Origin of the sequence: Paenibacillus lacisoli (genome assembly GCF_030580655.1) — a bacterium.
GTDB lineage: Bacteria > Bacillota > Bacilli > Paenibacillales > Paenibacillaceae > Paenibacillus > Paenibacillus lacisoli.
In genome coordinates, this window is record NZ_JAUQTB010000002.1 from 524,212 (window position 1) to 550,337 (window position 26,126).

At 51.3% G+C, this 26,126-nt stretch carries 28 protein-coding genes and 1 tRNA gene; 4 read left to right on the top strand and 25 right to left on the bottom strand.

Going from position 1 to position 26,126, the window contains the following annotated elements; genetic code table 11:
* Positions 1 to 68: 68 nt before the first annotated feature.
* The 8 genes from Q5741_RS06320 to hemE all read right to left on the bottom strand — a co-directional run bounded on the left by Q5741_RS06320 (position 69) and on the right by hemE (position 8,747).
* A complete protein-coding gene (locus Q5741_RS06320) occupies positions 69 to 1,997 on the bottom strand; it encodes an ABC-F family ATP-binding cassette domain-containing protein (RefSeq protein WP_305023208.1) in 1,929 nt (642 codons plus the stop codon).
* A gap of 20 nt (positions 1,998 to 2,017) precedes the next feature.
* Complete coding sequence (locus tag Q5741_RS06325; RefSeq protein WP_305023209.1) at positions 2,018 to 2,629, bottom strand: TetR/AcrR family transcriptional regulator; 612 nt, start codon at positions 2,627 to 2,629, stop codon at positions 2,018 to 2,020.
* A gap of 26 nt (positions 2,630 to 2,655) precedes the next feature.
* Complete coding sequence (locus Q5741_RS06330; RefSeq protein ID WP_305023353.1) at positions 2,656 to 3,462, bottom strand: DUF92 domain-containing protein; 807 nt, start codon at positions 3,460 to 3,462, stop codon at positions 2,656 to 2,658.
* 146 nt (positions 3,463 to 3,608) lie between these two features.
* Positions 3,609 to 4,232, bottom strand: coding sequence for a fumarylacetoacetate hydrolase family protein (locus Q5741_RS06335; protein ID WP_305023210.1), 624 nt, complete (start codon positions 4,230 to 4,232; stop codon positions 3,609 to 3,611).
* Positions 4,233 to 4,282: 50 nt separating this feature from the next.
* Positions 4,283 to 5,035, bottom strand: coding sequence for a glycerophosphodiester phosphodiesterase (locus tag Q5741_RS06340; RefSeq protein ID WP_305023211.1), 753 nt, complete (start codon positions 5,033 to 5,035; stop codon positions 4,283 to 4,285).
* A gap of 32 nt (positions 5,036 to 5,067) precedes the next feature.
* Positions 5,068 to 6,531, bottom strand: coding sequence for a CapA family protein (locus tag Q5741_RS06345; RefSeq protein ID WP_305023212.1), 1,464 nt, complete (start codon positions 6,529 to 6,531; stop codon positions 5,068 to 5,070).
* A gap of 180 nt (positions 6,532 to 6,711) precedes the next feature.
* A complete protein-coding gene (hemH, locus tag Q5741_RS06350) occupies positions 6,712 to 7,662 on the bottom strand; it encodes a ferrochelatase (protein ID WP_305023213.1) in 951 nt (316 codons plus the stop codon).
* 29 nt (positions 7,663 to 7,691) lie between these two features.
* Positions 7,692 to 8,747 carry a uroporphyrinogen decarboxylase gene (gene hemE, locus Q5741_RS06355; RefSeq protein WP_305023214.1) on the bottom strand — a complete coding sequence of 352 codons (1,056 nt, stop codon included), beginning with the start codon at positions 8,745 to 8,747 and terminating at the stop codon, positions 7,692 to 7,694.
* Between the two features lie 243 nt (positions 8,748 to 8,990).
* On the opposite strand from hemE, the gene Q5741_RS06360 reads away from it, so the two are divergent.
* Positions 8,991 to 10,202 carry an MFS transporter gene (locus Q5741_RS06360; protein ID WP_305023215.1) on the top strand — a complete coding sequence of 404 codons (1,212 nt, stop codon included), beginning with the start codon at positions 8,991 to 8,993 and terminating at the stop codon, positions 10,200 to 10,202.
* Positions 10,203 to 10,363: 161 nt separating this feature from the next.
* Here Q5741_RS06360 and Q5741_RS06365 read toward each other — a convergent pair whose 3' ends face one another.
* Positions 10,364 to 10,996: an O-methyltransferase gene (locus tag Q5741_RS06365; RefSeq protein WP_305023216.1), complete on the bottom strand. Its 633-nt coding sequence runs from the start codon at positions 10,994 to 10,996 to the stop codon at positions 10,364 to 10,366.
* A gap of 352 nt (positions 10,997 to 11,348) precedes the next feature.
* Between Q5741_RS06365 and Q5741_RS06370 the strand changes: the two genes are divergently transcribed.
* Positions 11,349 to 12,509, top strand: a complete 1,161-nt coding sequence (locus tag Q5741_RS06370) for a THUMP domain-containing class I SAM-dependent RNA methyltransferase (RefSeq protein WP_305023354.1) — start codon at positions 11,349 to 11,351, stop codon at positions 12,507 to 12,509.
* A 126-nt stretch (positions 12,510 to 12,635) separates the two neighbouring features.
* Here the strand turns inward: Q5741_RS06370 and Q5741_RS06375 are convergent, their stop codons facing one another.
* The 11 genes from Q5741_RS06375 to Q5741_RS06425 form a co-directional block, all read right to left on the bottom strand.
* Complete coding sequence (locus Q5741_RS06375) at positions 12,636 to 12,905, bottom strand: hypothetical protein (RefSeq protein WP_305023217.1); 270 nt, start codon at positions 12,903 to 12,905, stop codon at positions 12,636 to 12,638.
* Between the two features lie 101 nt (positions 12,906 to 13,006).
* Entirely contained in the window at positions 13,007 to 13,243 is a 237-nt protein-coding gene (locus tag Q5741_RS06380; RefSeq protein WP_305023218.1) for a DUF1450 domain-containing protein, read from the bottom strand.
* A gap of 26 nt (positions 13,244 to 13,269) precedes the next feature.
* A complete protein-coding gene (locus tag Q5741_RS06385) occupies positions 13,270 to 13,572 on the bottom strand; it encodes an iron-sulfur cluster assembly accessory protein (protein ID WP_305023219.1) in 303 nt (100 codons plus the stop codon).
* 85 nt (positions 13,573 to 13,657) lie between these two features.
* On the bottom strand, positions 13,658 to 13,915 hold the full coding sequence (locus Q5741_RS06390; protein ID WP_305023220.1) for a hypothetical protein: 258 nt from the start codon (positions 13,913 to 13,915) through the stop codon (positions 13,658 to 13,660).
* A 97-nt stretch (positions 13,916 to 14,012) separates the two neighbouring features.
* The gene (locus tag Q5741_RS06395; RefSeq protein ID WP_305023221.1) at positions 14,013 to 15,230 is read right to left on the bottom strand and encodes a M14 family metallopeptidase; all 1,218 of its coding nucleotides are present in this window, start codon (positions 15,228 to 15,230) and stop codon (positions 14,013 to 14,015) included.
* A gap of 164 nt (positions 15,231 to 15,394) precedes the next feature.
* Positions 15,395 to 16,204: a glutamate racemase gene (racE, locus tag Q5741_RS06400; protein WP_305023222.1), complete on the bottom strand. Its 810-nt coding sequence runs from the start codon at positions 16,202 to 16,204 to the stop codon at positions 15,395 to 15,397.
* Between the two features lie 206 nt (positions 16,205 to 16,410).
* Positions 16,411 to 16,758 carry a YtxH domain-containing protein gene (locus Q5741_RS06405; RefSeq protein WP_305023223.1) on the bottom strand — a complete coding sequence of 116 codons (348 nt, stop codon included), beginning with the start codon at positions 16,756 to 16,758 and terminating at the stop codon, positions 16,411 to 16,413.
* Between the two features lie 101 nt (positions 16,759 to 16,859).
* Positions 16,860 to 17,501: a helix-turn-helix transcriptional regulator gene (locus Q5741_RS06410; RefSeq protein WP_305023224.1), complete on the bottom strand. Its 642-nt coding sequence runs from the start codon at positions 17,499 to 17,501 to the stop codon at positions 16,860 to 16,862.
* 27 nt (positions 17,502 to 17,528) lie between these two features.
* On the bottom strand, positions 17,529 to 18,458 hold the full coding sequence (locus tag Q5741_RS06415; protein ID WP_305023225.1) for a DUF4261 domain-containing protein: 930 nt from the start codon (positions 18,456 to 18,458) through the stop codon (positions 17,529 to 17,531).
* Between the two features lie 39 nt (positions 18,459 to 18,497).
* Complete coding sequence (locus Q5741_RS06420; protein ID WP_305023226.1) at positions 18,498 to 18,944, bottom strand: DUF86 domain-containing protein; 447 nt, start codon at positions 18,942 to 18,944, stop codon at positions 18,498 to 18,500.
* A 22-nt stretch (positions 18,945 to 18,966) separates the two neighbouring features.
* Positions 18,967 to 19,254 (bottom strand): Dabb family protein, encoded by a 288-nt coding sequence (locus Q5741_RS06425; protein WP_305023227.1) that lies wholly within the window; start codon positions 19,252 to 19,254, stop codon positions 18,967 to 18,969.
* Positions 19,255 to 19,708: 454 nt separating this feature from the next.
* Here Q5741_RS06425 and Q5741_RS06430 point away from each other — a divergent pair, with 454 nt between their 5' ends.
* Together Q5741_RS06430 and Q5741_RS06435 are read left to right on the top strand one after the other, a co-directional pair.
* Entirely contained in the window at positions 19,709 to 20,299 is a 591-nt protein-coding gene (locus Q5741_RS06430) for an XRE family transcriptional regulator (RefSeq protein WP_305023228.1), read from the top strand.
* Between the two features lie 181 nt (positions 20,300 to 20,480).
* Entirely contained in the window at positions 20,481 to 20,684 is a 204-nt protein-coding gene (locus Q5741_RS06435; RefSeq protein WP_305023229.1) for a hypothetical protein, read from the top strand.
* A gap of 129 nt (positions 20,685 to 20,813) precedes the next feature.
* Here Q5741_RS06435 and Q5741_RS06440 read toward each other — a convergent pair.
* The 5 genes from Q5741_RS06440 to Q5741_RS06460 form a co-directional block, all read right to left on the bottom strand.
* Positions 20,814 to 20,898, bottom strand: a tRNA-Leu gene (locus tag Q5741_RS06440).
* 370 nt (positions 20,899 to 21,268) lie between these two features.
* On the bottom strand, positions 21,269 to 21,712 hold the full coding sequence (locus Q5741_RS06445) for a hypothetical protein (RefSeq protein ID WP_305023230.1): 444 nt from the start codon (positions 21,710 to 21,712) through the stop codon (positions 21,269 to 21,271).
* 230 nt (positions 21,713 to 21,942) lie between these two features.
* Positions 21,943 to 23,082 (bottom strand): carboxynorspermidine decarboxylase, encoded by a 1,140-nt coding sequence (gene nspC / locus Q5741_RS06450; RefSeq protein ID WP_407074324.1) that lies wholly within the window; start codon positions 23,080 to 23,082, stop codon positions 21,943 to 21,945.
* A 17-nt stretch (positions 23,083 to 23,099) separates the two neighbouring features.
* Positions 23,100 to 24,299 carry a saccharopine dehydrogenase family protein gene (locus Q5741_RS06455; RefSeq protein ID WP_305023232.1) on the bottom strand — a complete coding sequence of 400 codons (1,200 nt, stop codon included), beginning with the start codon at positions 24,297 to 24,299 and terminating at the stop codon, positions 23,100 to 23,102.
* Between the two features lie 621 nt (positions 24,300 to 24,920).
* A complete protein-coding gene (locus tag Q5741_RS06460; protein ID WP_305023233.1) occupies positions 24,921 to 26,087 on the bottom strand; it encodes an alanyl-tRNA editing protein in 1,167 nt (388 codons plus the stop codon).
* Between the last annotated feature and the right edge of the window lie 39 nt (positions 26,088 to 26,126).

Sequence of the window (26,126 nt, forward strand, 5' to 3'; positions counted from 1 at the left end):
GCTGCTGCCGGGAAGTAATCCTTCCTGGCAGCAGCCTTTCATGTTATTTATGATAGTCTTTACGGGTCTTATTTACTTTGTTCTATCTTCTCCGCCAGCTCATTGAGATACGTCCAGCGTTCCATCAGATGCTCCAGTTTTTGTTCAGCAGCTGCCTGCTCGGCCAGCAGCTCCTGCAGCCGGGCTGAATCACTGAACGCCTTCTCCATCTCTTGACCGATTTTCTCCAGCTTCGTTTCTGCTGCAGCAATCGTGTCATCGATCATATCAAATTCACGCTGCTCTTTATAGCTGAATTTCAGCTTCTCTTTGGGCTTAGGTGCAGGAGCAGCCGTTTGTGGATGCTCGGTTTGCTTACCGCCTCCAGCTTCGCCCGCATTCGCTTCACGTTTCGGTCCATTCTTGTCCATCCACTCCATGTATTCGCTGTAGTTGCCCACATGAACACGTACATGCCCTTCGCCTTCAAAAGCCATGATCTTCTCCACTGTACGATCGAGGAAGTATCGGTCATGTGATACTGTAAAGACGACACCAGGAAAATCATCCAAATAATCCTCAAGCACTGCCAGCGTCTGGATATCCAGATCATTCGTCGGTTCGTCCAACAGAAGCACGTTCGGCGAAGACATAAGCACTCGCAGCAGATACAATCGGCGCTTCTCTCCGCCCGACAGACGATTAATGAACGTCCACTGCATGGCTGGCGGGAACAGGAAACGTTCCAGCATCTGCCCGGCCGTTATTTTGCTCCCATCCGCGGTCGTGATCACTTCAGCCTCTTCCTTAATGTATTCCATCACACGCAGGCTGCCGTCCATCTCTTGATGTTCTTGTGTAAAATAGCCAAACTTGACGGTCGTTCCAACCGTTACCTGTCCTGAATCCGGCTGAATCCGGTCGGCAATCATGTTCAGGAGTGTGGATTTGCCGCTTCCGTTCGGGCCGATGATTCCAACACGATCTTCCGGAACTGCCGTATAGCTGAGGTCCTTCACTAAAGTCCGGCCTTCCACGGCCTTGCCGATGTGCTCCAGTTCAATAATCTTACGTCCCAGCCGGGTGGAAGCTACCGAAATATCAACAGCTCCACTGCGGCTCTCCGGCTGCTGCTCCTTCAGCTTCTCGAAACGTTCAATCCGCGCCTTCTGCTTCGTCGAACGGGCTTTGGCTCCACGCCGGATCCAGGCCAGTTCATTACGAAGCAGATTCTGCCGCTTCTGCTCGGACGCTGCCTCCCGTTCCTCTCGTTCCGCCTTCAGCTCCAGAAAACGCGAGTAATTGGCTTCGTAGCGGAACAGGTGTCCCTGATCGAGCTCAATCATCACACTTGCAACGCGATCCAGAAAATAACGGTCATGCGTAATCATCAGAAGCGCGCCGCGTCTCTTCTGTAAATACTGCTCCAGCCACGCTACAGATTCATTATCAATATGGTTCGTCGGCTCATCCAGAATCAACAGCTCACAGGGCTGAATCAGAACAGCAGCCAGAGCCACACGCTTGCGCTGTCCTCCCGAAAGTGTTCCCATATGCGCATCAAACCGGGTAATGCCCAGCTTCGACAAAATGGTTTTGGCATCACTCTCCAGCTGCCAGGCCTGCAGGGAGTCCATTTGCTGATTCAGTTTGATCAGTCTCTGCTGCAGCTCGGGACTTGAAGGATTCAGCTCGATCAGTTCCATCGTCTCTGAATATTCACGCACCACTTTCATCTCCGGAAGATCACCTTCGAAGATGTGCTGCAGTACGGTATGATCCGGATTGTAGCTCGGATTCTGTGATAGATATTGCACCCTGACTCCGCTGCCGATGGAGATTTGGCCGCTGTCTGCGGGCTCCAAGCCGGCAATGACTTTGAGAAAAGTCGACTTGCCTGTTCCATTCACACCGACAATACCAATCTTATCCTGATCGTCCATGCCGAAAGAGGCATCGCGAAACAGTACCTTGTCCCCGTATGTCTTGGTTATATGTTCTACTGTCATCATATTCATGGTCAGATACCTGCTTTTTCTTATTGTTGTTGAGAGCGATTCACGAGGACGGGCCTTCCGCTTTCCTCAGCCGCCATGCAGCCGTGTAGGAACAGCGAGGCTACAAAGTAAGATCTCTTCTCCAGTTCCTGCTCGTTAAATGACGGATTCATCATGATGTCCATTTTATGACGGTCCATCATACCAATGAACGATTCTGCATGCAGTCCGGGTTCGGCAATACCGCCCTCTTCAAGGACGTCCTGCACCAGCTTGGTATACTCACGGAAAAATTGGTGCATGAACTCCATCAAATCCGGATCATTGTTAGGTGTGCGAAAGAACAGCTTCGTGTGCTCCTTCCGCTCATAATAATAACGAAGGTGACGGTCTGCCAGCACCTGCAGCCGTTCTTCAAAGCCGACAATCTTCAGCGCTGCCCGCATACTGTCCAGAAACTGCCCGCAGTCCCGCCGGGTTACAGCCGTAAACAGCTCTTCCTTACTCTTGAAATATAAGTAGATGGTTCCCTTGGCTATACCGGCTATTTCCGCAATGTCTGACATCTTGGTCTCGTAAAAGCCTTTGGAACCGAAGAGTGAATAGGCTGCGTCAAGGATTGCCTCATGCTTCTCCCCCTGTACTATACTCAACGGTTCTCCCTCCTTCTCGCTTTGTCTTATTGCACCGTGTATCCAATCAGGACAGCAGCTGCTCCTCCTGCCAAGGAACTGATCAGATTAACTGCATCGTTACTCATCCATAACCAGCCTCTGGCATGAACGGTCGGATGCCCGCAGTGCTCCTGTACTTCCACCCATTTCCCGCATACTGTACAGCGGTACATATCCTGGACTGTAGCGCCCAGGTATGAATCTGTAAAAGCGCCTGCCCATCCGCCAAGCAGTCCCATCAGCACCCATCCCGGCAAAGACAAAGCCGGGGTTCCCATTAGGTCGAGGAAAAGCCAGGCACCCAGTCCGATCAGCAGACCACCTGCTGCGGCAGCTCCAGAACCTAACCAGGATACGCCGCCCGAAGCTCCCGGTTCCAAAACCTTTCCGTTCAAGACGGAGCGCGGGGCCCTGCGGCTGAGACTGCCAATCTCGGTTGCCCAGGTATCCGCAGTGACCGTCGCCATAACGCCTATAAATGCATACCCCCAGAGCGGACTCGGCCAAACAGCATTTAGAAGACAAAGCACCATACCAATGCCCCCGTTCGCAAACACCTGTCCGGCATCACGTTCTCCTGTCTTGGCATACGATTGTTCCAGATCCCTCTTCCGTTCCTGCTTGTATTTCGACAAAGCGGTAGAAGTAACAAAGAACAGCAGCAGCGTTCCGAACCAGAACACATTGCCTGCTCCGTAGTAGACTGCCCCCATAACTACAGCCGCCAGAAATCCCGAGAGCGTAAGTGATTTTTTGGCAAAAGCAGCACCGCCTACAGCTACAGCACAGACAGCACCTATTATCCAGTCCAGCATACAACGGCTCCCTTGTCCGGCATTCAGCCGTTAGTATGATTATTATAACATGAGTTCTTCATGAGCAGCGAAAAGAGCCTGCTCCTCCCGAAGGCAGAAGGCAGACTCTTATGACATCAGACATGACCAGATCAACCGGAAATTTACCCGATTCGGCAGCTTCCTAGTTTTTCATCCTTCCATGCCAGCTCGAAGGTATCACCTTTTACGGCTGGCCCCACTCCTGCAGGTGTTCCGGTGAAGATGATATCGCCTTCACCCAGACCGTAATGCTCAGCCACGTAGTCCACAATCTCCTGCAGGGAAAAGATCATGTCTCTGATATTACCACGCTGCAGCTCCTCCCCGTTTTTGGCTAGCGTAAACTCATACTTCTCCAGCTCGGCTGTACCTGGAAACGGCTGAAATGCCGATACAGGTGCCGAGTTCTTGAAGCCCTTTGCTGCTGTCCATGGGTGGCCCTTCTGCTTGAGTACACTCTGCACATCGCGGAGGGTAAAATCGATCCCCAGTGCAAAACCGTCAATCAGTTCATCCACCTTCATACCCGGTTCATAGGTACGGCCGACCGAAAGAACCAGTTCTCCTTCAAAATGAACCTCACCCCGGTCAGCGGGGAGCGGCAGCTCACGGCCATCCAGTGCGGCTACCGCATGGGAAGGCTTGAGAAAGATCATGGGCTCATCCGGTACGGCATTGCCCAGTTCGGCAGCGTGCAGCCGGTAGTTGCGTCCAACACAGTACACATTCTGAATGCTTCGGTTCATGAGAGATCATTCCTTTTCCATAAGATATATCAGACATCCGGACAGGCAGTCTAGCGGCGGAATAAGGCCCAGCGCTTCAATGCCATCGCGTGCTCCCAGATGTCCGGCCGGTTCGTACAAATCATGAGCCCCGGATAGCGGAAAGCCATTCTGCGCATCATGCGGCGGCTGTCCACCGTCCATACCATCACCTTGATGCCCGCATCGTTCATCTCTTTCATCAGACGCGAATCGATCCACGGGTATCCAATGGACAGAAAGCTGCAGCCAAGACGCAGCACCCTTTGGAGCAGATCCGCCGGCCGGGCATCCATAATAAGACCCGTCTGGATTCCGGGGGCAATCTCCTTCATTCGGGTTAAGGCACCATGATCGAAGGAGGTAATAACCACGTCCTGCTCCATCTCATGTTCGCGCAGGTCTTCCAGAACTGCCTGCTCCAGTCCCGGGTACATTTGACCTGATGTCTTCAGTTCAATGTTAAGCTTCATACGTCCCTTGCACAGCTTAAGCACTTCATTTAATGAGGGGATTTTCTCGCCGCTATACGCACGGTCCTTCCAGCCCCCGGCATCCAGCCTGCGAAGCTCCTCCCAGGTCAAGTCCGCGACACGTCCCTGACCGTTCGTCGTCCTCTCCAGCTTGAAGTCATGGATGACAACGGGAATGCCGTCCTTCGACAGCTGCACATCCAGCTCCATCCAGGATACATGGGCCAGCTCAACAGCCCGGCGGAAAGCCGCCATCGTATTCTCCGGCGCAATCCGGGAATGACCGCGATGCGCCACACATAGATTTGCCATAGTTTCACTCCTCCCGGTCTTCTGTCTGCACGCTAGCTGCCGGAGGTCACCTGTCCATCTTGGCCAATCCGCACGTTTCCGATCGATAAGTTCTGAATCTGGTTCAGAATCGCCTGGGCCTCCTGTCCCTGTACAGGAACAGGCTGACCCAGCTCGGTCCGGAACGGGATCAGCTTCATACCGCATTGTCCATCTGCCCTGCATGACGCTTGGAAGACTGCTGTATTCCACGTGGCTGCATTGGATGATTTGGTAAATATAAAGTTGCCGGTACTGTATGCGATCCACTTGCCCTTATATTTCTCCATCCCCTGCAGGACATGCGGGTGTCCTCCGATCACCAGGTCGGCACCGGCGTCAATGAAACCATGCGCCAGCCGGGTCTGATTCTGATCCGGCGTCAGTACTCTTTCTTTACCCCAATGTGCCACCACCACTACCAGAGCCGCATGCTTGCGTGCTTCCTTGATGGCTGCATTGGCGGCTGCTGCATCATAAGCGGCAGCGACACCCGGTGTAGATACTCCCGCGTTCCAGCTGCTCTCCGGAATGACCCGGGTGAAGCCCAGCAGTGCCACCTTGATGCCCTGCTTCTCCAGGTAAGCAGGAGCGAATGCCTCCTGACTGCTGCGGCCGGCACCGGCATGGGCAATTCCATTGCGGTCCAGATGCTGAAGAGTATCCAGCAGGCCGCTGACACCCTGATCCAGTATATGATTGTTCGCCAGATTGACAGCATCGACATGGGCTTTGGCCATAGCCTCCAGAGCTTGGGGTGAAGACTTGAACACATACTGCTTGTTCTTTGCCCCAGCCCCCCCGGTAGTCACCGGTGTCTCCAGATTGACGATATTTAATGATTTGGATGTAAAGGTATTACCAAGATATTGATAAGGGTATTGATATCCCTTCTGCTCCAGCAGACTCTCTACCTTGCCGGCAAACTGGACATCACCGCCAAAATTGAGTGTTAGAGCTGCACTGGCAGGGGAGGCGGGATTATTGGCAGGGGCAGCTGGAGAATTCTGCCCGGCAGGCTTCTGCTGTTCCGTCTGTCGGACATTTTGCTCCTTGCCATCCGTCTGGGCGGAAGTACGCTTGTCTTCCGCTGAATGATCCGGATTCGTTGTCTTTTGTGACTGCTTCTTTGCAGAAGAAGCGCTTTCGCTTTTCGTATCATATGATGACGAATCCGCTGTAGATTCATCACGCTTAGGGTTCACGGTTTTCTGCGTTGGTTTCCCATCATCCTCCGATGCTGCAGAAGGCTGTTCTTCCTGTGCTGTCGTGGAAGATTTCTGGCCTCCTGAAGCCGCTTCCGGCTGCCCTTCTGCCGGATGACTGCTTCCTGAGTTAAACACCTGGTCATTCAGGCTTAATAAAATCACGACGAGTGCAATCATAAGCACAAGCACAGTGTTGGTCATTATCCATAATTTTCGGGATTTGCGCTTACGGTGATTGTTTTGTTTCTTATCAGATCTGGGTGGGTACATGGTTCACTCCTTCTACTAGACTGGAAAACATACCATTATATTATACCAGTAATAGATTCCAGTTCCCATATGAAAGAGATTGCAGTCACAAAAAAACACCCTTCAGGCAGCGCGTCCGTCCAAACCCGCGGGTTCTCCGGCGCCCTGCAGAAGGGTGTCTTGATGATACAAGGCCTGCTATTATGCGTGCTGCTGCTTCCACAGTGTAATAATCGTGTCGCTCAGCGTCTCCATATACAGCGGATCCGAATTCAGCGAATCAATCCGCTGCAAACGCATATCCAGCTCCCCGGCAACAGCCTGGGCTTCAATATCCAGGTCATACAACACTTCAAGGTGATCTGACACAAAACCAACCGGAGCCACTAGAACGTATTTCACCTGTTCTTCCTCACTCAGCTTGTGCATGGTGTCCAGCACATCCGGACCCAACCAAGGCTCGGAGGTCCGGCCGGCGCTCTGCCAAGTAAACTGCCAGTTCGTCACACCGGATTTCTCGGCAACTGCACGGGAGGTCTCCATGAGCTGATCTACATAAGGATCACCCATAGCAAGAATTCGCTCCGGCAGGCTGTGGGCGCTGAAGAGTACACGTACGTCATCCCGCTTGGCACCCGCTTCGATAAAGAGGTCTAGTTTGGCGTTCACTCGATCGGACAGCGCCTCGATCAGCTTCGGATGCAGGTGATAGCTCTCGATGAATTCCATCGAGACGCCAGCTTCCTCGGCTTTGGCCTGCGCCCGTTTGATGTAGCTGCCTACACTCATTACAGAATAATGGGGAGCCAGAACAATGCCGATCCCCTGCTTAATCCCATCGCGCGCCATCTGCTCCACACCATCTTCGATAAACGGATAGGCATGCTTCAATCCTTGATAGCAGATAAACTCAACATCCTGGTTCCGGCTGGCCTCGTCTAGAGCAGCCTGAAGCTCTTCTACCTGATGGTCCGTATTCTGACGGAGCGGGAACACCCCGCCGACGATAGCTTCATAGCGGTCAACCAGTTCTTTGAGCTGTTCCGGTGAGGGCGGGTTACCGCGGCGAATATGTGTGTAATAGGCTTCTACGTCTTCCAGACTTTCCGGTGTGCCGTAGGACATTACCAAAATTCCGACTTTGGTGGTCATTGATCTCACTCCTTGAATATTAGGTCCGTTTAAGTATGCTGCTTTTGCTTAAGAGCACTGCTTGAATAATCGTGAATGTAGTCTGTCAGCTCTTTGAGCTTATCAATGGAAGCTTCGGGGAACAGTCCGTGACCAAGGTTAAAAATATACCCGGGCTCTATCATACCTTCATCGATAATCTGCTTCGCATGCTGCTTGATGACATCAATCGGGGCGGTCAGCACATAAGGGTCCAGGTTCCCCTGAACCGCAAAGGCGCTGCCCACTCTCCGCCGGCCTTCCTCAATGGATACTCGCCAGTCCAGACCAATCACATCCGCCTGCAGGCCTTCCATGAATGGAAGAAGCTCTCCCGAGCTGACGCCGGGGAAATAAATTTTGGGCACATTCAAATCCGATAATTCGGCAAAAATACGCTTAATGGTCGGCAGGACAAAGGTTTTAAAATCTTGCGGAGCTAATGCTCCTACCCAGCTGTCGAACAGTTGGAATGCCTTGCCTCCGTTAGCCACATGGGCGCGAAGATAGGTGATCACCATATCCCCCAGCTTGTTCATCAGACGGTGCCAGAGTTCAGGTTCACTATACATCATCGTTTTGGTCCGGATGTAGCCCTTGGAAGGACGGCCTTCGATCAGATAGCTGGCAATTGTAAACGGCGCCCCCGCGAACGTAATGAGCGGACGGTCCAGTTCACGGTCCAGAATGCGGATGGTCTCCATAATGTGGGACAGATCACGATCTACATCAATGGGACGCAGCCGGTCAATGTCCGCCGCCGTGCGGATCGGATTATGGATGACCGGCCCTATATTTTTGACAATATCAAAGTCAATTCCCAGCGAAGCGACCGGATTCATAATGTCAGAATAGAGAATAGCCGCATCTACACCCAATTTATGTACGGGCATCAGTGTTACTTCTGCAGCCAGTTCCGGCTGTTTGCAAATTTCGAGCAGCGTGTAATTTTCTTTGATTTTCCGATAATCGGGGTCGTAACGTCCTGCCTGCCTCATGTACCAGACGGGAATATGGTTCACATCCTGCTTTAGGCAAGCGCGGATAAATGTATCATTATAAGTCATAGTGAGCCTCCAGTTTCAGAACTTACCTCATAGTTTTCATTATGCCCTTTTTGATTGAGGGTAACAACTGGCATCGTTCGACTTGAAATGACAAAACCATGACATTTGGGTAAAGTTTCAATGAAGTATGATATACTGGAAAAACGCGATTTTTTTAGAGTCTGCATTTGGCGTTACGTGCGAAGCTGTTTTCGAATAACGCAAAATGCTCAGGCATGTGCTTTGGAAAGGATGTGACGGCACATGAAAGCATGGAAACTTAACCTGATCGTGCTGTGGTTCGGTCAATTTCTGGTTAATGCCGGGATGACCATGATTACACCGTTCCTCTCGCTTTATCTGGCGATGGATCTGCACGTTCAAGGCGAACACCGGATTGCACTATGGGCCGGTTTTATTTTTGCGGCCAACTTTTTGACCTCTTTCATTTTCCAGCCGATTTGGGGGAAAATGGCTGACCGCTTCGGACGCAAGGTCATGCTGCTCCGATCCGGATTCGGTATGGCGATCGTGATCGGATGCATGGGCTTTGCCACAACACCGTGGCATCTTCTCGGCCTGCGCCTGTTAAATGGTACGATATCCGGATTTAACCCGGCGTCGATCTCTCTGGTGTCCAGCACAACGCCAAAAGAACGGATGGGCTTCTCCATGGGCATCATGCAGTCCGGTCAAATGGCAGGAACCATTCTGGGACCGCTGATCGGCGGTCTGCTGGCAGGTGTCGTGGGCTTCCGGCCGATTTTCTACATTACCGGTACCCTGATCTTCGCTGCATCACTGCTCGCTCTGTTCTTCGTCAAGGAAAATTTCGACCGGAAAGAAGCATCACACACACCTCAGGCTTCTGTTATCGGCGGCTTAAAAGAGCTCAGCCATGCACCCCAGCTGCCTGCGCTGTTCGCGGTGACATTCCTGCTTCAATTCGCGATGATGAGCCCGATGTCCCTGCTGCCGCTTTATGTCGGAGAAATGCCGGGAACATCGAACAACCTGACCTTCTGGGCCGGCTTCGTTACCGCCGTAACCGGACTCTCCAACATGGCGGCTGCACCGCTGCTTGGGAGGCTCAGCGACAAGCTGGGGGCACACCGGGTGCTCACCTTCTCACTGATCGGAACCGGGCTGCTGCTCATCCCCCAGGCCTTTGTCCATACCGTCTGGCAGCTGATGATTATCCGCTTTTTTATGGGGATTTTTATGGGCGGACTGCTGCCAAGCGTCAATGCCCTTATCCGCTCCTACACACCGGAGGGCATGGAGAGCCGGGCATTCGGATTCAACACAAGCTCGCTTGCACTCGGCAATATGCTGGGCGCTATCATCGGCGGTTTTATGGCAGGCTACATCGGGATCGAAGGCTTGTTCATCGTATCCGGCTGTCTGCTGCTTCTGAACATGTTCTGGGTGCGCATGAAGCTGTATTCCCGCAAGCGTGCGCCAAATTTCCGGTAATCAGCGGAAACAGACAAACCACAAACAGCAGGTTCCCCCCAAGGAGAGCCTGCTGTTTTTTATTTCAGCGTTCCTGGATTTAATAAAACACCTGTTAACCTAAAAAGCATCCCGGTATGTAAAAAAGCCTCCTAAATGGAAGGCTTACTGTCTTCCACCCTTTAGCGGATACGCGCCAGGGCTAATCCGTCATACGATGGCAGCAGTGTACTCTCCAACCGTTCATCTTCTGCAATAAGCTGGTTAAAACGTCTGACCGCCTGTACGGAAGGACCGTTCTTGTCCCAATTCAGTGTCCTGCCGCGCAGAAAGCAGTTGTCCCCGGCAATCATAGCTCCCGGATTGCCCAGTTCGATGGCGTATTCAAGATAGGCGGGATAATTCTCCTTATCCGCGTCAATGAAGAAGAAATCGAACTTGCGCCCTTCCTGCTTCAACTGCTCCAGACTGTCGGCTGCCGGTCCGATCCGGTACTCGACACGATCGCCGTAACCAGCTTCGGCCAGATGCTGCCCGGCAAGTGCCGCATACTCTTCTTTTAGCTCAAGTGATGTCAGCCTGCCCTCATCTCCCATGCCTCGAGCGAGACAGATGCCGCTGTAACCGCCCAGAGCGCCAATCTCCAGAATGTGACGGGCCCCAGAAATACGGATCAGCATCGTCAACAATCGGCCATAAGCAGCAGCGACCGACACTTCAGGCATCCCTTTCTGGCGGATGGTTTCCTTTACTTTTAACAAAAGCTCGTCCTCTTGGAACAGCTGGTCAATATAATCTTCTGGTGTGGTGTTCAAAATATATTCCTCCTTCAATAAATAGCCGTCTTTATCTTACGCGGCGCTGCCCGGTTCAGCAGTCAGGGTATCTGTGATATTACGGTTTGTCACCCGAAACACAATCGCCTATACTATACAAGAGAACCCCTGAACAAAAAAACTAAACAAAGAAACCGTAGACAAAGAACCCTTAGACAAATGAACCTTTGCTGCAAATCAATCTAAGGATAACCCCTGGATCGATGTAGGCAATGAAACGTTGTTCCGAATCTATAATATAGATTGTATTGTTTTTAAGGAATCGCTACAAGGTATTTGACAAGGCGGCTTTCTTCAAGGCCGAACAACAAGATGGAGTTGAATGAATAACATGGCTCAATTGCAGCTGATTGCGACTGCACCGATGGGACTGGAAGCGGTCGTAGCACGTGAATTAAAAGAACTTGGATATGAAGAGATGACTGTCGAGAACGGCCGGGTAACTTTTGCCGGAGATTTGAAAGATATCGCGCGCTGCAACCTGTGGCTGCGTACGACGGACCGGATTCTGATCAAAATGGGTGAGTTTCCGGCCAGGACCTTTGATGAACTGTTCGAAGGCACCAAAGCACTTCCATGGGAGAACTGGATCCCGCAGAACGGCGAATTCCCGGTCGAGGGCCGTTCCCACAAATCACAGCTAAGCAGCGTTCCCGCCTCTCAGGGAATTGTGAAGAAAGCGATCGTGGAGAAGCTGAAGCAGACCTATCATAATGAATGGTTCCCTGAAAATGGCCCTCGTTATGTAATCGAGGTGATCCTGCTCAACGACGTAGCGCTGCTTACACTCGATACGACAGGGGCCGGTCTGCATAAGCGCGGATACCGTCGTCTCGTCACAGAAGCACCGCTCAAAGAAACCATGGCCGCTGCGCTGGTTCAACTGAGCAGATGGACACCGGAGCGTCCGTTCTATGATCCATTCTGCGGCTCCGGCACTTTGCTGATTGAAGCCGCCATGATCGGCTGGAACATCGCACCAGGACTGCGGCGCTCGTTTAACTCCGAGCACTGGCCTGTCATCGGACCGCAGATCTGGGAAGAAGCACGGGAAGAAGCCTTTGACGCTGTGAAAGACGACATTCCGCTGCAGATTGCCGGCAGTGATATCGACCCAGCGGTTATCGAGATTGCCCAGGCTGCCGTGAAGAGCGCCGGGTTCGCCAAAGACATCAAGCTGGACGTGCTCCCGGTGCATAAGGCGAGACCCGAGGGTGACTATGGCGTGCTGATCACGAATCCTCCTTACGGGGAGCGGCTGAGCGAGAGTGAAGAAGTAGAGAAAATGATCCGCCAGTTCGGACGCAGCGCACTTGAGCTGCCAACCTGGTCCTTTTTCGCAATCAGCCCGACCAAGCAGTTCGAGCATTACTTTGGCCGCAAAGCGGACAAGCGCCGCAAGCTGTTCAATGGCCGGATCGAATGCCAATTTTATCAGTTCTTCGGACCGCTGCCGCCGCGCCGGCGCAATGAGGAATCCGCCTCGGAATAAGGACTGTCACACCGTCTATGTGGCAGACTCAACCCAAAAAGGACCAGCCGCCCCATAATCATGGGAGCGGCTGGTCCTTTTTGGAGAATAAAACTTCATCAAATGTTAATCCCACCGGCAGTTCTTCTAGGACTCATTCCCTTTCAGCTTAGCCAGTCGTTCCTTCTCTTCGCCAAGCATGTCCTCAGCCAGCTCAACAGCCTGTCCTCCCAAGCGGAGACGCGCCTGCTCAACTGCGTTCTCAGTATGGGCCAATGAGTTCTCAGCCTGCTCAATCAGCTGTGAGGTCGGATGGGACAAGGCCGAAGAGACGGACCGGTGTGCAGTCTCTACGGCATTCTGCGCCTGAGAAATCACACTCGGCTCCTGCATACTCGGTTGTTCTTTGCGGGTCATAGGTCGGTTACGCTCCCTTCTCAGTGCAGCAAGTTCTCTGCGTTTCCTTCCTAGGATGGATAATAACAGATTGAACTATGCAGCGAGCAGAGAGGCTTCTTTTATTTTGAGACAGGTTGTTTGATAAACGCCGATGCTTTGGCCAGCACTTCTTCTTCGGAAGGTGCTGAGACATAACGGCCGTTCACATATACAAATGCCCGTTTACCGCAAGGTCCGCAATACGATTTGCAGCCGATCTTGATCTCGGCATCCGGTGCCATTTTCTCCAGCTTCGGCACAATCGACTTCAATCGGATATGATTGCATTTATCGCATACTCGGATATCGTTAGCCATAATCTATCCCTTCTCTATCCAGACGATTAGTGGTCGCCGTGATTACCCTGAGACGGATTTGTAATGACAAAACCTTCCTCAGGCAGGTACAAATAATCAATCTTTACGCCATCCAGCAGCGGTTGATTCGCTTCAAGAATAACGTCAATCTCCTTGTCGGTCGATACAACTACGTCGTTCTCGCCTGCTGTATCCAAATCCAGACCGTAATGGGCATGGTCACCATGTGCATGAGTGATCACTACACGCAGTGCTTTGCCTTGGTTTTCTTCTTTATCCAGCTCGCGCTTAATGACCTTCGCGGCGTTACGGGTAATTTTGGCTTTCATAGAAAAGACATCTCCTTTAATGAAGTTCAATATTCCTATTGTAAAGAATTCTATCGTTCAGCGCAATACGCCCTTTTATGACAAATCAATGCGTGCCAGCCCCTCCCAGAGCCGGATATTTCCGCTCGACGCGCGATACAAACCAGTTCATCAGCAGCATCGTAACTCCAATATCATCAATGGGCATGAACGGCATGACGTCCGGCAGTACCCAGTAGAGAACAACAGGAATGAAAAAGAGCAGCTTGTCCGCAGTCGCCACCTGAGGCGACATCAAGAACCGGGGAACCCGGCGGAATATATGCGACCATTGCCGCAGGGACAGCAGTTTTTTCATTTTCATATCGGCGATTCATTCCTTTCGTATTACAGCATATAGGAACGGCTTTCTAGTTCGAAAGCCGCTCTTTGTATTATATCATTCGCAAAGACGAAGGGTTTCATTTTTTTATCGTTAACTCAGACATCGCCGCTCCCAGCAGGCAGGCTACCTCCCGCCGGATGGCGGGATAGTCGGACAAAGGCAGCGGATTGCGGCCTGAGCCGACCTCAATCGTAAAACCCGGCTTCCGAAAATGGTAAATAAACCAGTCCTTATAACCGGCATCGCTGCCGCTCAGCTTTACCGGCCGGTAACCGGAGGCAGCCCCCAGCCGAATTGCCCACTGCAGGCTCTCCTTCGGCTCAAAATCCCGGTAGTTCCAATATATCTCCTCCCCCTGGCTGTGCAGCGACAAAACCGCGTCGAAATTCCGTTCGATCGTCCAGTCCGCAAGGGCCCTGGATTCAGGCTCGGAGAGCGGGCTCTCTCCGCCATAATCCCGGCGACCCGGTCCCTTCTGCAGCCGGCGTCTGGCTTCTTCTTCCCAGTAAGCAGGAAACTGGTCATTCAAGTCCACCCCGCGAATGTTGGCCTTCCAACTGCGGAAATCAGGCAAACCGCCATTCCATTCCATTAGTTTTCCGTACCAAGGATGAGATGGTCCTGCGCCTTCCAGCACAAGTTCCACTCCGTCCGGGTTCACCATGGGAACGACCCATAATGTCGTCTGCTCCAGCCAGCGGGTGGGATCTGTGCCGTGGAGAGGCCCTCCGTGCTCGACAGCTTCAGCCAAGTCTTCTACAAACCGCAGCAGTACAGGTGTCGTCAGCCATTCATTCGCATGTACTGCGGCATTCACATGCAGCTGGAACGGCCCATGCCCAATCCGGACGTAGGGAATCGGCTTTCCAAGTACAGAATGACCGATCATCCCGGTCTCCAGCCTGTCATATCTGTTTTTCAATGAAGCCAGATCGTCCATCAGCGTATCGTACCCGTATTCTCCGCGCAGATGAACAACAGCTTCTTCGGTAACTCGGGGAATGACAATTTCAACTCCCGGCTGGCATGGACCTGGCTCCAAGGATGGATTCGCCGCAACCAGTGCTTCTGCTGTTCGTTGAAACTGTATGGCAATCTGGTCGACCGTATCCCCCTGCTGCAGCTGGTACCGGGGGACAGGAGGCGGATCGGGCAGGCTGATAATCTGGCCGGGAATCAGATACGGCTGGCGTACAAGCCAGGGATTGGCGGCCGTCAGCACGCCGGATGGGTAACCCGCACGCCAGGCGAGCCGCTCCAGGGTGTCTCCTTTTTCGACAATGTATGAATTCACGGTACTTAAATACCTCCTCTGGTAACGCTGTCTACCCTATACTATATGTATGACTTCCTGTCCGTCATGTTTCTGCAGTACCCTTCTTACGCCAGAGAGCCGAACCTCCGCTAACGGAAATCCGGCTCTCTCGCTGTCTTATTTTAACTTCATCCCTTGATATGCTAATCCAGTGTAGAAACCTGCCATACGACCGGGGTATTACGAATCTGCTCGCCCAGCCACTGCTTGGCAATACGCTGGAACATTTCCGGATCTCCGGAACAGAAAAATTGGTGCACCGGAGTCTCCTCTCCGCTTGCCAGCTTGCCCTTGTCGTACAGGATAGTGCTGGTCTCACGCGCCGTCTCATCCGCAGAGCTGATCAGCTTCACCTGGGGCCCCATAACTTCCTGGATACCTTCCGTGAGGAACGGATAATGGGTACACCCCAGAATCAGACAATCGATCGGCTGCTGCTTGATCGGCTCCAGCGAAGCCTTGATTGTACGTGTCGTCTCTTCGGAACGGAATTCTCCACGCTCTACAAGCGGCACGAAATCCGGGCAGGCCAAGCTGTACACACCTACGTAGGGCGACAGCTGCTTCAGCGCAGACGCATAGGCATTGCTCCCGATCGTACCTACCGTACCGATGACACCGATTCTTCCGGTTTTCGTCGCGGTAATCGCTGCTCTTGCCCCGGGATGGATCACCCCGATCACCGGAATGGATACCTTGCGGCTAATATAATCCAGCGCTGCCGCTGTTGCCGTATTACATGCGATAATGATGACTTTAGGATCAAACTGGATCAGGTAATCTACGATCTGTTCCGTGAACTTTCTTACTTCTTCGGACTTACGGGGTCCGTAAGGCGTTCGGGCGGTGTCCCCGAAATAGATGACTTTCTCCCGCGGCAGCTGCCTCATCACCTCTTTGGCGACGGTCAGCCCCCCTACACCGGAATCTAGTATTGCAATTGCCTGCTGCACGAACACACCGCTTCCTTCTTTATCAAATAAACATTCCTCATACCTTATGTAGACGCACTGCAAAAGGTACCTTCAAAATCTTACCCGAAAAGTAAACAGGCAGCAACCCGGCTCCAGAGCAGGGCGTTATACGAACCCATTCTGTTTGCTATCTGCATAGATAAAGACCGCTCCTTGTCGGAGCGGCCTGTTTTAACCATAACAGCTTACTGCAGTTCCGTTTCATCCTGCCGTTCTTCCTCAACGGCTTCCTCGCTGCTGTCTAACGAAGAGGTGGTCGCAAGCTCCTGCTCTTCGTCTTTGCAGGCACGAAGGCTCTGCAGATCCTCGATGACCAGGCCAGCCGTTGTTTTGATTTTATCCACCAGCACAATACGCTGTTCATTCACCTTGCTAACAAGCTCCTGGCTCTTGTCCCCGACCAGACGCGCTCCATCCGCAATATCATGCCGAAGCTCCTTGCCCGATTTTGGCGCAAGCAGCAGCGCTGTGACCCCGCCTGCAACACTCCCTGCCAACAATCCCCACAGCAGACCTTTGTTCTTCTCGTTCATGCTACATCTCTCCTTATGTCGAACATACCGGGCGAATGCCCATTGGTTGATTCATTATAAGCAGGAGCAGCCTGTCAGGATACAAAGCGGGACTAAAAAATTCAGGCACTTGGCCCAGGCGGCTGGATACGGTATTTGCAGCATGAACCGCCCAAAGCCAGGCATTCTGTGCGTGTAACTTCAGCCTGCAGCAGCTCCTGAAACAGAGACTGCTCACAGGCACAAGCATGCTGGTAACGGCGGGCGACTTCATTGATGGGACAGTTGTACTCGTACAGCGTATAACTGCCGTCTTTTTCCTGTTCCCAGTGTGCCATATATCCGCCTGCATGCTGTATGGACGTAAGCTCTGCCACCCGCTCGCTCAAATCCCGGCCTTCCATTTTGGGTCCATACCGGTCCAGCATCTTGTGTTTGCGTCCATCGAACAGCTGGTGTACCGCTTGAGATCCCTGGCTGTCATCAAGTTCCTCCAGCAGCTCCAGCAGCAGGTGGCTGTAATTCCGCGGAAACTGCTCATGCCCGTGCTCAGTTAATGCATACAGGAAGGTTGGCCTTCCCATCGCCTGGCGGACTACAGTCGTCTCGATATAGCCGTCTTTCTCCATCTGGTTGAGATGGCGGCGGACGCCCATTTCTGTAATACCCAGCTCGGCAGCGAGGCGGCTTACAGCGATGGGCCCTTTGGTCTTGAGGAGCGTCATTAGCAGCTGCCTGGTTGACATCTCAGGCTGAATCTTCATACCATGACCTCCCGCTGTCTGTCCATGTTATTGTTCACTCCCGCCGGCTGGTCCGCGACCTGCATTATGCGGCGCTCCGGGGTCCAGATCCAGCACGAACCGCTGCGGCTTCGCCAGCGCATGCTGATGCTCACAGCGCCACTGCTGTCCACCTGCAGAGCCGATGCTCTGTCCATTCTCGATGATGTCACCGTTGTGGAACACATAATACGCTGCGCCATAGACGGATTCAGCGACCTTGTCCGGATCCAGGCCGTTAAAGTGGCATTGGATATCCGGTATCCCCACAGCCGACAGCCCCAGGGTATCCATGATGATGTCATTCTCTCCAGCACCCCGATCAACCTGATACATCCGGACATTCATAGCCCCGTACAATATGTCTTCCTGCTTCAGGGCCTCCAGGTACGCTTGCGGCTGTACCAGCTTGTCACTGGTATACCAATAGACTGCCTCACAGGGCAGGACGTCCAGCAGGGCTCGCAGTGCAGACTGCATCAGCTCAAGACGCTCGCTGTATGGCAGACCTGCACCGAACATGTCCTGCAGAGTCACACTGTATTTTACCTTGGATACCGTACTGCGCGCCTCCGGCCAATGCCAGGCCTGCTGCAGCGACTTCTCCCAGCGCTCCGGCTCTTTCACTTCTACAGGCCCCGTAATCAGCGTCTGAACCGGAATGTCCGCGTCCTTCATCTTAGCCGTATAGCGGGTGTGCACATAAATCAACGGCAGTTCTTCTCCCAGTCCTTCCGGCTGACGCTCCTTGAAAGCTTTCCGAAAAGCCTCAAGCATATGGGCCGGCAGCGGAACACCCCCGCTGTAGCGGGTCATAGCTTCCTGCAGAGAAGACTCCGAGATAACCGGACGCTCATGAAACAGTAATTCAATGCGGTATACAGGCTGAAAGCCTGAAGTCTGATCGTCAACTTCCTGTTGCTGATTGGATTGTTCCATCTTGCTCCTCCTAACGAATAGCGGCGTTCGTATGCTGCCCTATTCCTGTTCTACAGGCGCCGCAGCGCCTAACTCCTGATCCAGATACGCATGTACAGCTCCGGCAAATTGCTCCAGCACAGCAGGCAGCACAGGTGTCAGGTCGTGGAGTGCACTGCGCTCCCATACGTAATAATCCTGGACCAGCGGCTTGCGAAGCCCTACAAGCTTCATCAGTACCTCGTATATTTCACGGCTGAAGACGCCTTCATTAAAATTGATCTCAATGATATCCTCGTAACTGCTAGCATCCCGCATAATAAAACCGTCGATCAGATAGCTGCCGACATCCGTAACCGTCTCGATTCCGAGATGCAGCGCTCTTTCCTGCACCATTCCGTACAGCAGGCCTCCGTCCCAGTCTTCGGCAGCCTGCCGTAGTGCGGATGCAATCGCCGGTACTGCGTTCAGCCTCAGCTCGATCTGTTCCCTGTTCACATAATACATGGCTGACTAAGCACCTCCGATGCTAAAACTCATAATCTACAGCGATGGATACCTCTTTAACTTCGTTGATATGCTGGATTACAGCCTGGTGGGCGGGATGAACCTGGTACGCTTTCAAATCATCCAGGCTGTCCACCTCCGCAATCAGCGATATATCGTAAGAACGCTCAGAGCGGATCACATCGATTCCAATTTCAAGCGAACGAAGAAACGGAATTTTACCGTCCATATTGCGCAGCACCGCTGCAGTTACATTCACACTCTCGGGTGAACTGTCTTTCAATTTGAAGAGAACAATATGCTTAATCATGGATCATTGCTCCTTGTCTGTGAATTCATCAGCCCAGCATCTTGTATCCATCCTAAACCGCGATCTTCATCCGGAGCCAAGCCGAGGAAAACCATTCCTTCTGTCCAAAAGGACGAATAGGTAAGCGGGAGATGTTCGTGATACAATGTACTCAACTCAAAATATAACATAACCGACCTTCTTTCGGGAAGGAAGACCGCATATCCTGTGCCTGCCTTCCCGGTTCAGTAAGAATTTATGCCTATCTGGAGAACTTTCGACGCTTACGGTTGCACAAAGACTGCATAACGCGAATAAAACCACGACCTTTTGCGCTTTTACGTAATAAACATGTCATGTTATAATGACAACACGTACCGAGCCTGGCTGCCTATTCCGGTCTCCGAGATGGACGGTCACTTGCCAACCAGGCCGCACGTAGCGTAGTATAATTTTTAAAAAAATCGGAGGAAATATGCCTAAACAACAAGAACAACACTCCATCCAGGCGTGGTCTCTGATCAACCGCAAATATTTGGGAAAAGGCGTTCGGGTAAAACGATTCCGCAAACCGACACGCTGTCAGGTCCGTAATCGCGTCCTGCTCGCCGTATTAATGGCCAATGACATCAAACTATCGCAGCTTGCCGAAGAATTGTCCATCTCTTCCCGCAGCGTCAGCGCTTGGGTATATGAAGGGCGTATTCCCGGCAATACCAATCTGGACAAAACTTGCAGCCTGCTCGGCTATCCTCGTCACATCCTTTTCAATGAAGAGGTTATCCGCAGCAGCCCGTTAATCTGTCAGCCCGGTCCTTCGCGCTTTATGAAGCGTACGGTGACACGTTCACCCGTGAGCAACCGGATTTTGGCAGGATTGTGTATGGTTCATGATTTGTCCGTAACCGATGTCAGCCATTGGATCGGCGTTCATCCAGGTACGTTTCGGAAGTGGCTGCACCAAGGTACCGTTCCTTCCCAAGCGTTCCAGGATCAAGCTGCAGAATTTTTCCGCATCCCGAAGAGCATCCTCTTCGCAGATACGGTGCTGGCCAAACAATCTTAACCTATGTGAGATGCAACGCACAAAAGGCACCCCGGCCGCTCGGCCTGAGGGTGCCTTTTTGAGTTGAGTCCGCCTCTGTGATCATACAAGCTTTGGGATAAATGGACCGGTTCTGATGCACAATACTGGATAGATATCCTTTCATGTACAGTATTAGGGATGTCCCGAAAGGAGCTACACGATGAGAATGGGCAAAGACATTGGAGCCGCCCTGGGGCTGCTGGCAGGAACAACCTTCGGCAGCGGCATCTCCTTCCTGATGCGTATGGAGCATACGTCCACCATGCTTGCTGTAACCCTGTGTGGTCTGCTGGGTGCGGCTGCAGGGATCACGGTGAGCCTTCGGCTCAACCGGCGGCAGCCTGAGACCCACCCTTCCAAATAGCCTCACACGACGAAAGGCCGTCTCCTGTGCAGGTCTGCATTAAGAGGCGGCTCCGTGGAAGGCCGGTGATGGCTAAAAAAACCGAAAACAAAGAAGACTTCCGACAAAATCGGAAGTCTTCTTAAAGGATGCGGTCGAGAGGACTCGAACCTCCACGGGGGGTTAGCCCACACGGACCTGAACCGTGCGCGTCTGCCAATTCCGCCACGACCGCATATATTATAGGGCAATCTACTCTCTTGCTGAACATGTATGTACAGAAGTTAATCAATCACCGTAATTAAGAGTATACTCGTATTCATTCTTATTTGCAAGTGTTTTTTTCGAATGTTATTAATAATGGCGTGCCAACGTCCTTCCTACTTTAAACAGCAGCGGGATCAAACCCAGCAGGCTCCCACCTATAAGCAGCATCACACGTTGATCTCCACAGCCGTTAATCTATCCTCATGTGCAATGCTCCCTGCTTGAAGCACAAACACAAAGAGGCTTGAATTCAAGCCTCTGCATGCTGAACCTATTTTACTTACTTGTTTACTTACTTAAAACTTCACTATTGGATTCGAGCTTCCGCTTGCCTCTGCTTATTCAACAGGTGTACTCGCCGGCTGCTGGGATTGACGGCTTTTTGCATACTTTGCAGGCAGCTGCCATGCCGTAAGCACAGCCAGAATGACAAATACGATATCCATAGCTCCAAAGAACTCGGAAATGTTCTCCTGAAACATCGTAATGATATCACTGTCAAACATCCCTTCCATTCCATCGTTCAGCACATAGCTGAAGATAAAATACTTGCCCAGCACAATACCGATCAAACTTGCAACAACTGCGATCAGCTGGTGAGCTGCGGTCGTACGTTTACCGGACAGCAGGACGACAGCATAACCCGTCAGACCGCCGATCGCCCAAGCAACCAGTCCCAGTTCATAATCGGTCATGATGGCAATTGCTGCCCACAGAATTCCGCCGACCACTGCTGCGGCAAGAGCACCCAGTGCAGCCAATATAATGTTGCTTCGTTGCATTTTTCATTCCCCTTATGTATGTATTTACTTCCAGACTTTAACTATAAAACCACAAAAATAGACTTTTTTCAATAATAAATACAAATTTTCATACGATTCAAGTATTTTGACCATAATTTCCGCATGTCTATGTGTCTATGGAATTAATTCCCTTACACTTCCTTTGCACAAAAACGGATAAAAAAGATCCTCTGCCTTCTCAGCAGAGGATCTTTAGTTACAGACAAAGATTAAGACAAACGGTTGGCATAATCCTCGTAATTGAATTGACGCACTACTTTGATGCCTTCTTCCTCGTTGTATGTGGCAATCGAAGGAAGGTTCACGCCGTTAAACATATGGTTTTTGACCATCGTATAATGAGCCATGTCAGTAAAGACCAGCTTGTCCCCGGCCTGCAACGGTTTCTCGAAGGAGTAGTCGCCGATTACATCGCCAGCCAGACAGGTCATGCCACCAAGGCGGTACGTATGAGCTTTCTCGCCAGACTGTCCTGCCCCGATGATCTGCGGACGGTAAGGCATAGCCAGGACGTCCGGCATGTGGCATTCCGCCGAAGTATCCAGTATAGCAATATCCATGCCATTATTCACGATATCCAGTACAGTTGCTACCAGATACCCTGTATTGAGGGCAATGGCTTCGCCAGGCTCCAGATAAACTTCCACATTGTACGTTTCTTTCAAATGATTAATGACACGAACGAGTGTCTCGATATCATAATCCGGTCTGGTAATATGATGACCGCCGCCCAGGTTCAGCCACTTCATCTTGTGAATGTACTCACCGAACTTCTCTTCGACGACTTTAATCGTACGTTCCAGCGTATCGGAATTCTGTTCACACATGCTGTGGAAATGAATACCGTCTACACCTTCCAGCTCTTCCGGCTTGAAGTTCGCGAGCGTAATACCAAGACGGGAATGCGCGTAGCAAGGGTCGTACAGCGGCGTCTCAATCTCGGAATACTCCGGATTTACCCGCAGGCCGATTTCAATGTTCTTGCCCTCGACGTTTTTCACTTTGTCCTTGAACTTCTTCAACTGGTCGAAGGAGTTAAAAACAATGTGATCCACATAGCCCAGCAGCTCATCGATCTCATAATCGCTGTAAGCCGGTGCGTAGGCATGAACTTCCTTGCCCATCTTCTCATAGCCGAGGCGGGCCTCAAACAGGGAACTGGAAGTCACCCCTTTGAGATACTTCCCAACCAGCGGGAAAGTAGACCACATCGAGTACCCCTTGAGAGCGAGCAGGATGTTAGCTCCGGTGCGCTGTTGCACCGAATCCAGCACTTCCAGATTGCGCTTCAGCAGTCTCTCATCAACGATGTAACTGGGTGAAGGAAGCTGGGTGATGTCGAAATCTATTTTAGTCATATCACACCTCAATCAAGCAGCGTTGGCGAAAAATCCTCCTGCCAAGGCAAACCGTATTTATTCAATGCGTCCATGAATGGATCCGGGTCAAACTCTTCAATATTGTGTACGCCCGGTTTGTTCCAGATGCCTTTGATAATCATCATAGCACCGATCATGGCCGGAACGCCTGTTGTATAAGAGATCGCCTGGGAGCCTACTTCACGGTAGCACTCTTCATGATCACAAACGTTGTATACATAATATGTTTTTGGCTGTCCATCTTTCACGCCCTGGATAATGCAGCCGATGTTTGTTTTGCCCTTAGTTCTTGGTCCCAGGGAAGCCGGGTCCGGAAGAACAGCTTTCAGGAACTGCAGGGGCGCGATTTGTTTGCCTTCAAATTCAATCGGTTCGATGGAAGTCATACCGACATTCTCCAGCACTCGCAGGTGATTCAGGTAATTATCCGAGAACGTCATCCAGAAACGGATACGCTTCAGACCTTTAATATTGATTGCCAGAGATTCCAGCTCTTCATGGTACAACAGATAGATATTCTTCGGACCAATTTCCGGAAGATCATAAGTCTTCTTCTCGGAAAGCGGCTCGGTCTCAATCCATTCGCCATTTTCCCAGTAGCGGCCTTTGGCTGTAATTTCACGGATATTAATCTCAGGATTGAAGTTGGTAGCAAAAGGATAACCGTGGTCGCCAGCGTTGGCGTCCACAATATCGATGGAATGAATCTCATCGAAATAGTGTTTCGCTGCATAAGCAGAGAATACACCGGTCACACCCGGATCAAAGCCGCTGCCCAGCAGCGCTGTGATGCCAGCTTTCTCGAACTTCTCTCTATATGCCCACTGCCATTTGTATTCGAATTTAGGCGTATCGGGTGGTTCATAATTCGCGGTATCGACATAGTGAACACCTGTAGCAAGGCAGGCATCCATAATGGTCAAGTCCTGATAAGGGAGAGCGACATTAATGACTACATCCGGCCCAAAACTCTTGATCAATTCAATAACCGCTTCGGTATTATCAGCGTCCAGCTGAGCGGTTTGAATTTTCGTTTGACCTCCGGCCAGTTTATTTTTGAGAGCGTCACATTTTTCAACGGTTCTGCTCGCGATGCAAATCTCTTCGAAAACGTCCGGATTCTGACAGCATTTGTGTACGACTACACTAGCAACGCCGCCAGCGCCAATAATTAGAGCTTTTCCCAAAGTCAATAACCTCCTAATTCAATCACAATAAAAATCAAACAAAAATGATTATACAGATTGTGCAGCAAATAATCAAGAAAAACGACAAAAAACAAGGGTTGTCCAGTAAAAACACTCATTTTCCAGATGATATCTTGTATATTCACCGAAATTCTCTAATTTTCACCTGTTTTTGGCACGAAGCCGTTCCAACCCTCTGCCTTTGACATAGCTTCTTTTCACATTTTAAAGGTTTAGCCGACAAACGCAAGCAGACCTCCCGGACGCTCATTCAGTTTAATCTATGAATATACATTTTTACTTATTCGGACTGAACCAAGCACAGGCTGCGCCTAGTATTCCCTTAACCAATCCATTCATGACCAATCACTGAAGATGCTCTTCGCTGGGTGCTGAATCGGACCATAAATCTGATTTCAGGTGATAAATCCAGCATTTATACATAAGATCAGCGGGCAAAGACATCTTTTTTTACATTGCCTTAATCAACTTTCTTCTATTTAAATAGAAGAAAGTTGTAAGCATCTCATAATGGATGTGGATTTTTATTCAAAAAAATACATAAACGCAGCAAACAAACGTTGTGCTTGTACAACATCCGTCTTATTAGTAACGTTGCGATTAGGCAAAAGATTGTGCAGCAAAATCGTAAAACGCCATCATATCTTCCGCGCTTGCAAACCCGGCTTGTGCCATCCTGTCACTGCCGCCGCCTTTACCCCGATATTCAGCCAAATGCTGTTTAAAGAATGCGCCGCAGGATTCATCGTTTCCGTTATGCGCGAGCAGCACCTTATTCTCCCCGGTCGAGGCGAAAAGCACCACCACATCCGCCTGTTCAGTCAGCTTGGATGCGAGGCTTTGCAAATCCTTCAGCGCCTTGTCTGTGAACACATGCTTGATCAGGCTGCCCTGCCGCTTCGCCATCAGCTTCTCCGCGAAGTAGGCATCATTCTCTGCCCTCAGGGCATTCAGTTCAGCCTGCAGCTGCTTCTGCTCCTGATCCCACTTGGCCACCCGGTCGAGGATCTCTTCCTTCGCCGTATTAAATCGGGCCGACAGGCTTCCTAGGATCTCCATCCCCGCGTTAAATTCATTCAGAGCACGGTAGCCGCATTTGAAATAGATTCGCACATGCCCCTTTTGCTTCTCCGCCTTCAGCAGCTTGATCATGCCGAGCTCGCCGGTTGCGGCCACATGTGTTCCTCCGCAGGCATTGTATTCAATGCCCTCCATTTCAACGATTCGAATATTCTCTGTCACCTTCGGCTGCTTCACCAGCGGCAGCGCGGCTGCCTCCTCCTGACTGACCATATAGCTTGTCACCTTACGGTTCATATAGATCTGGTCATTAACTTCAAGCTCCAGCATCATCAGCAGGTCCGCAGGAAGCGTAGAACAGGCCACATCGATCGTTGCATAATCATGCCCCAGATGGAAGCTGAGTGTCTCGGCTCCGCACACTTCCAGGCACATGGCCGACAGCAGGTGCTGACCGCTGTGCTGCTGCATATGATCGAATCTACGGTCCCAATCCAAACGGCATGCAACCTCATCCTTTTCAGGCAGGCGCTCGACCTTATGCAGAACCTCCCCCTCTTCACTTAAAACATCCAGAACTGGAATCAGTTCGATCCACCCCAGGTCACAAGGCTGGCCGCCGCCATGAGGATAAAAGGCTGTCTCCTCCAGGACAAGGTAAACTCCGTCCTCCCGTTCCACCTTCCGTGTAATCCGTGTCTCCCATTCTTTTGTGTAAGCAGATTCGTAATACAGCTTCTTTGTCATCATCATGTCCTCTCTCTTCCCAGACTCATTGCAACTTAG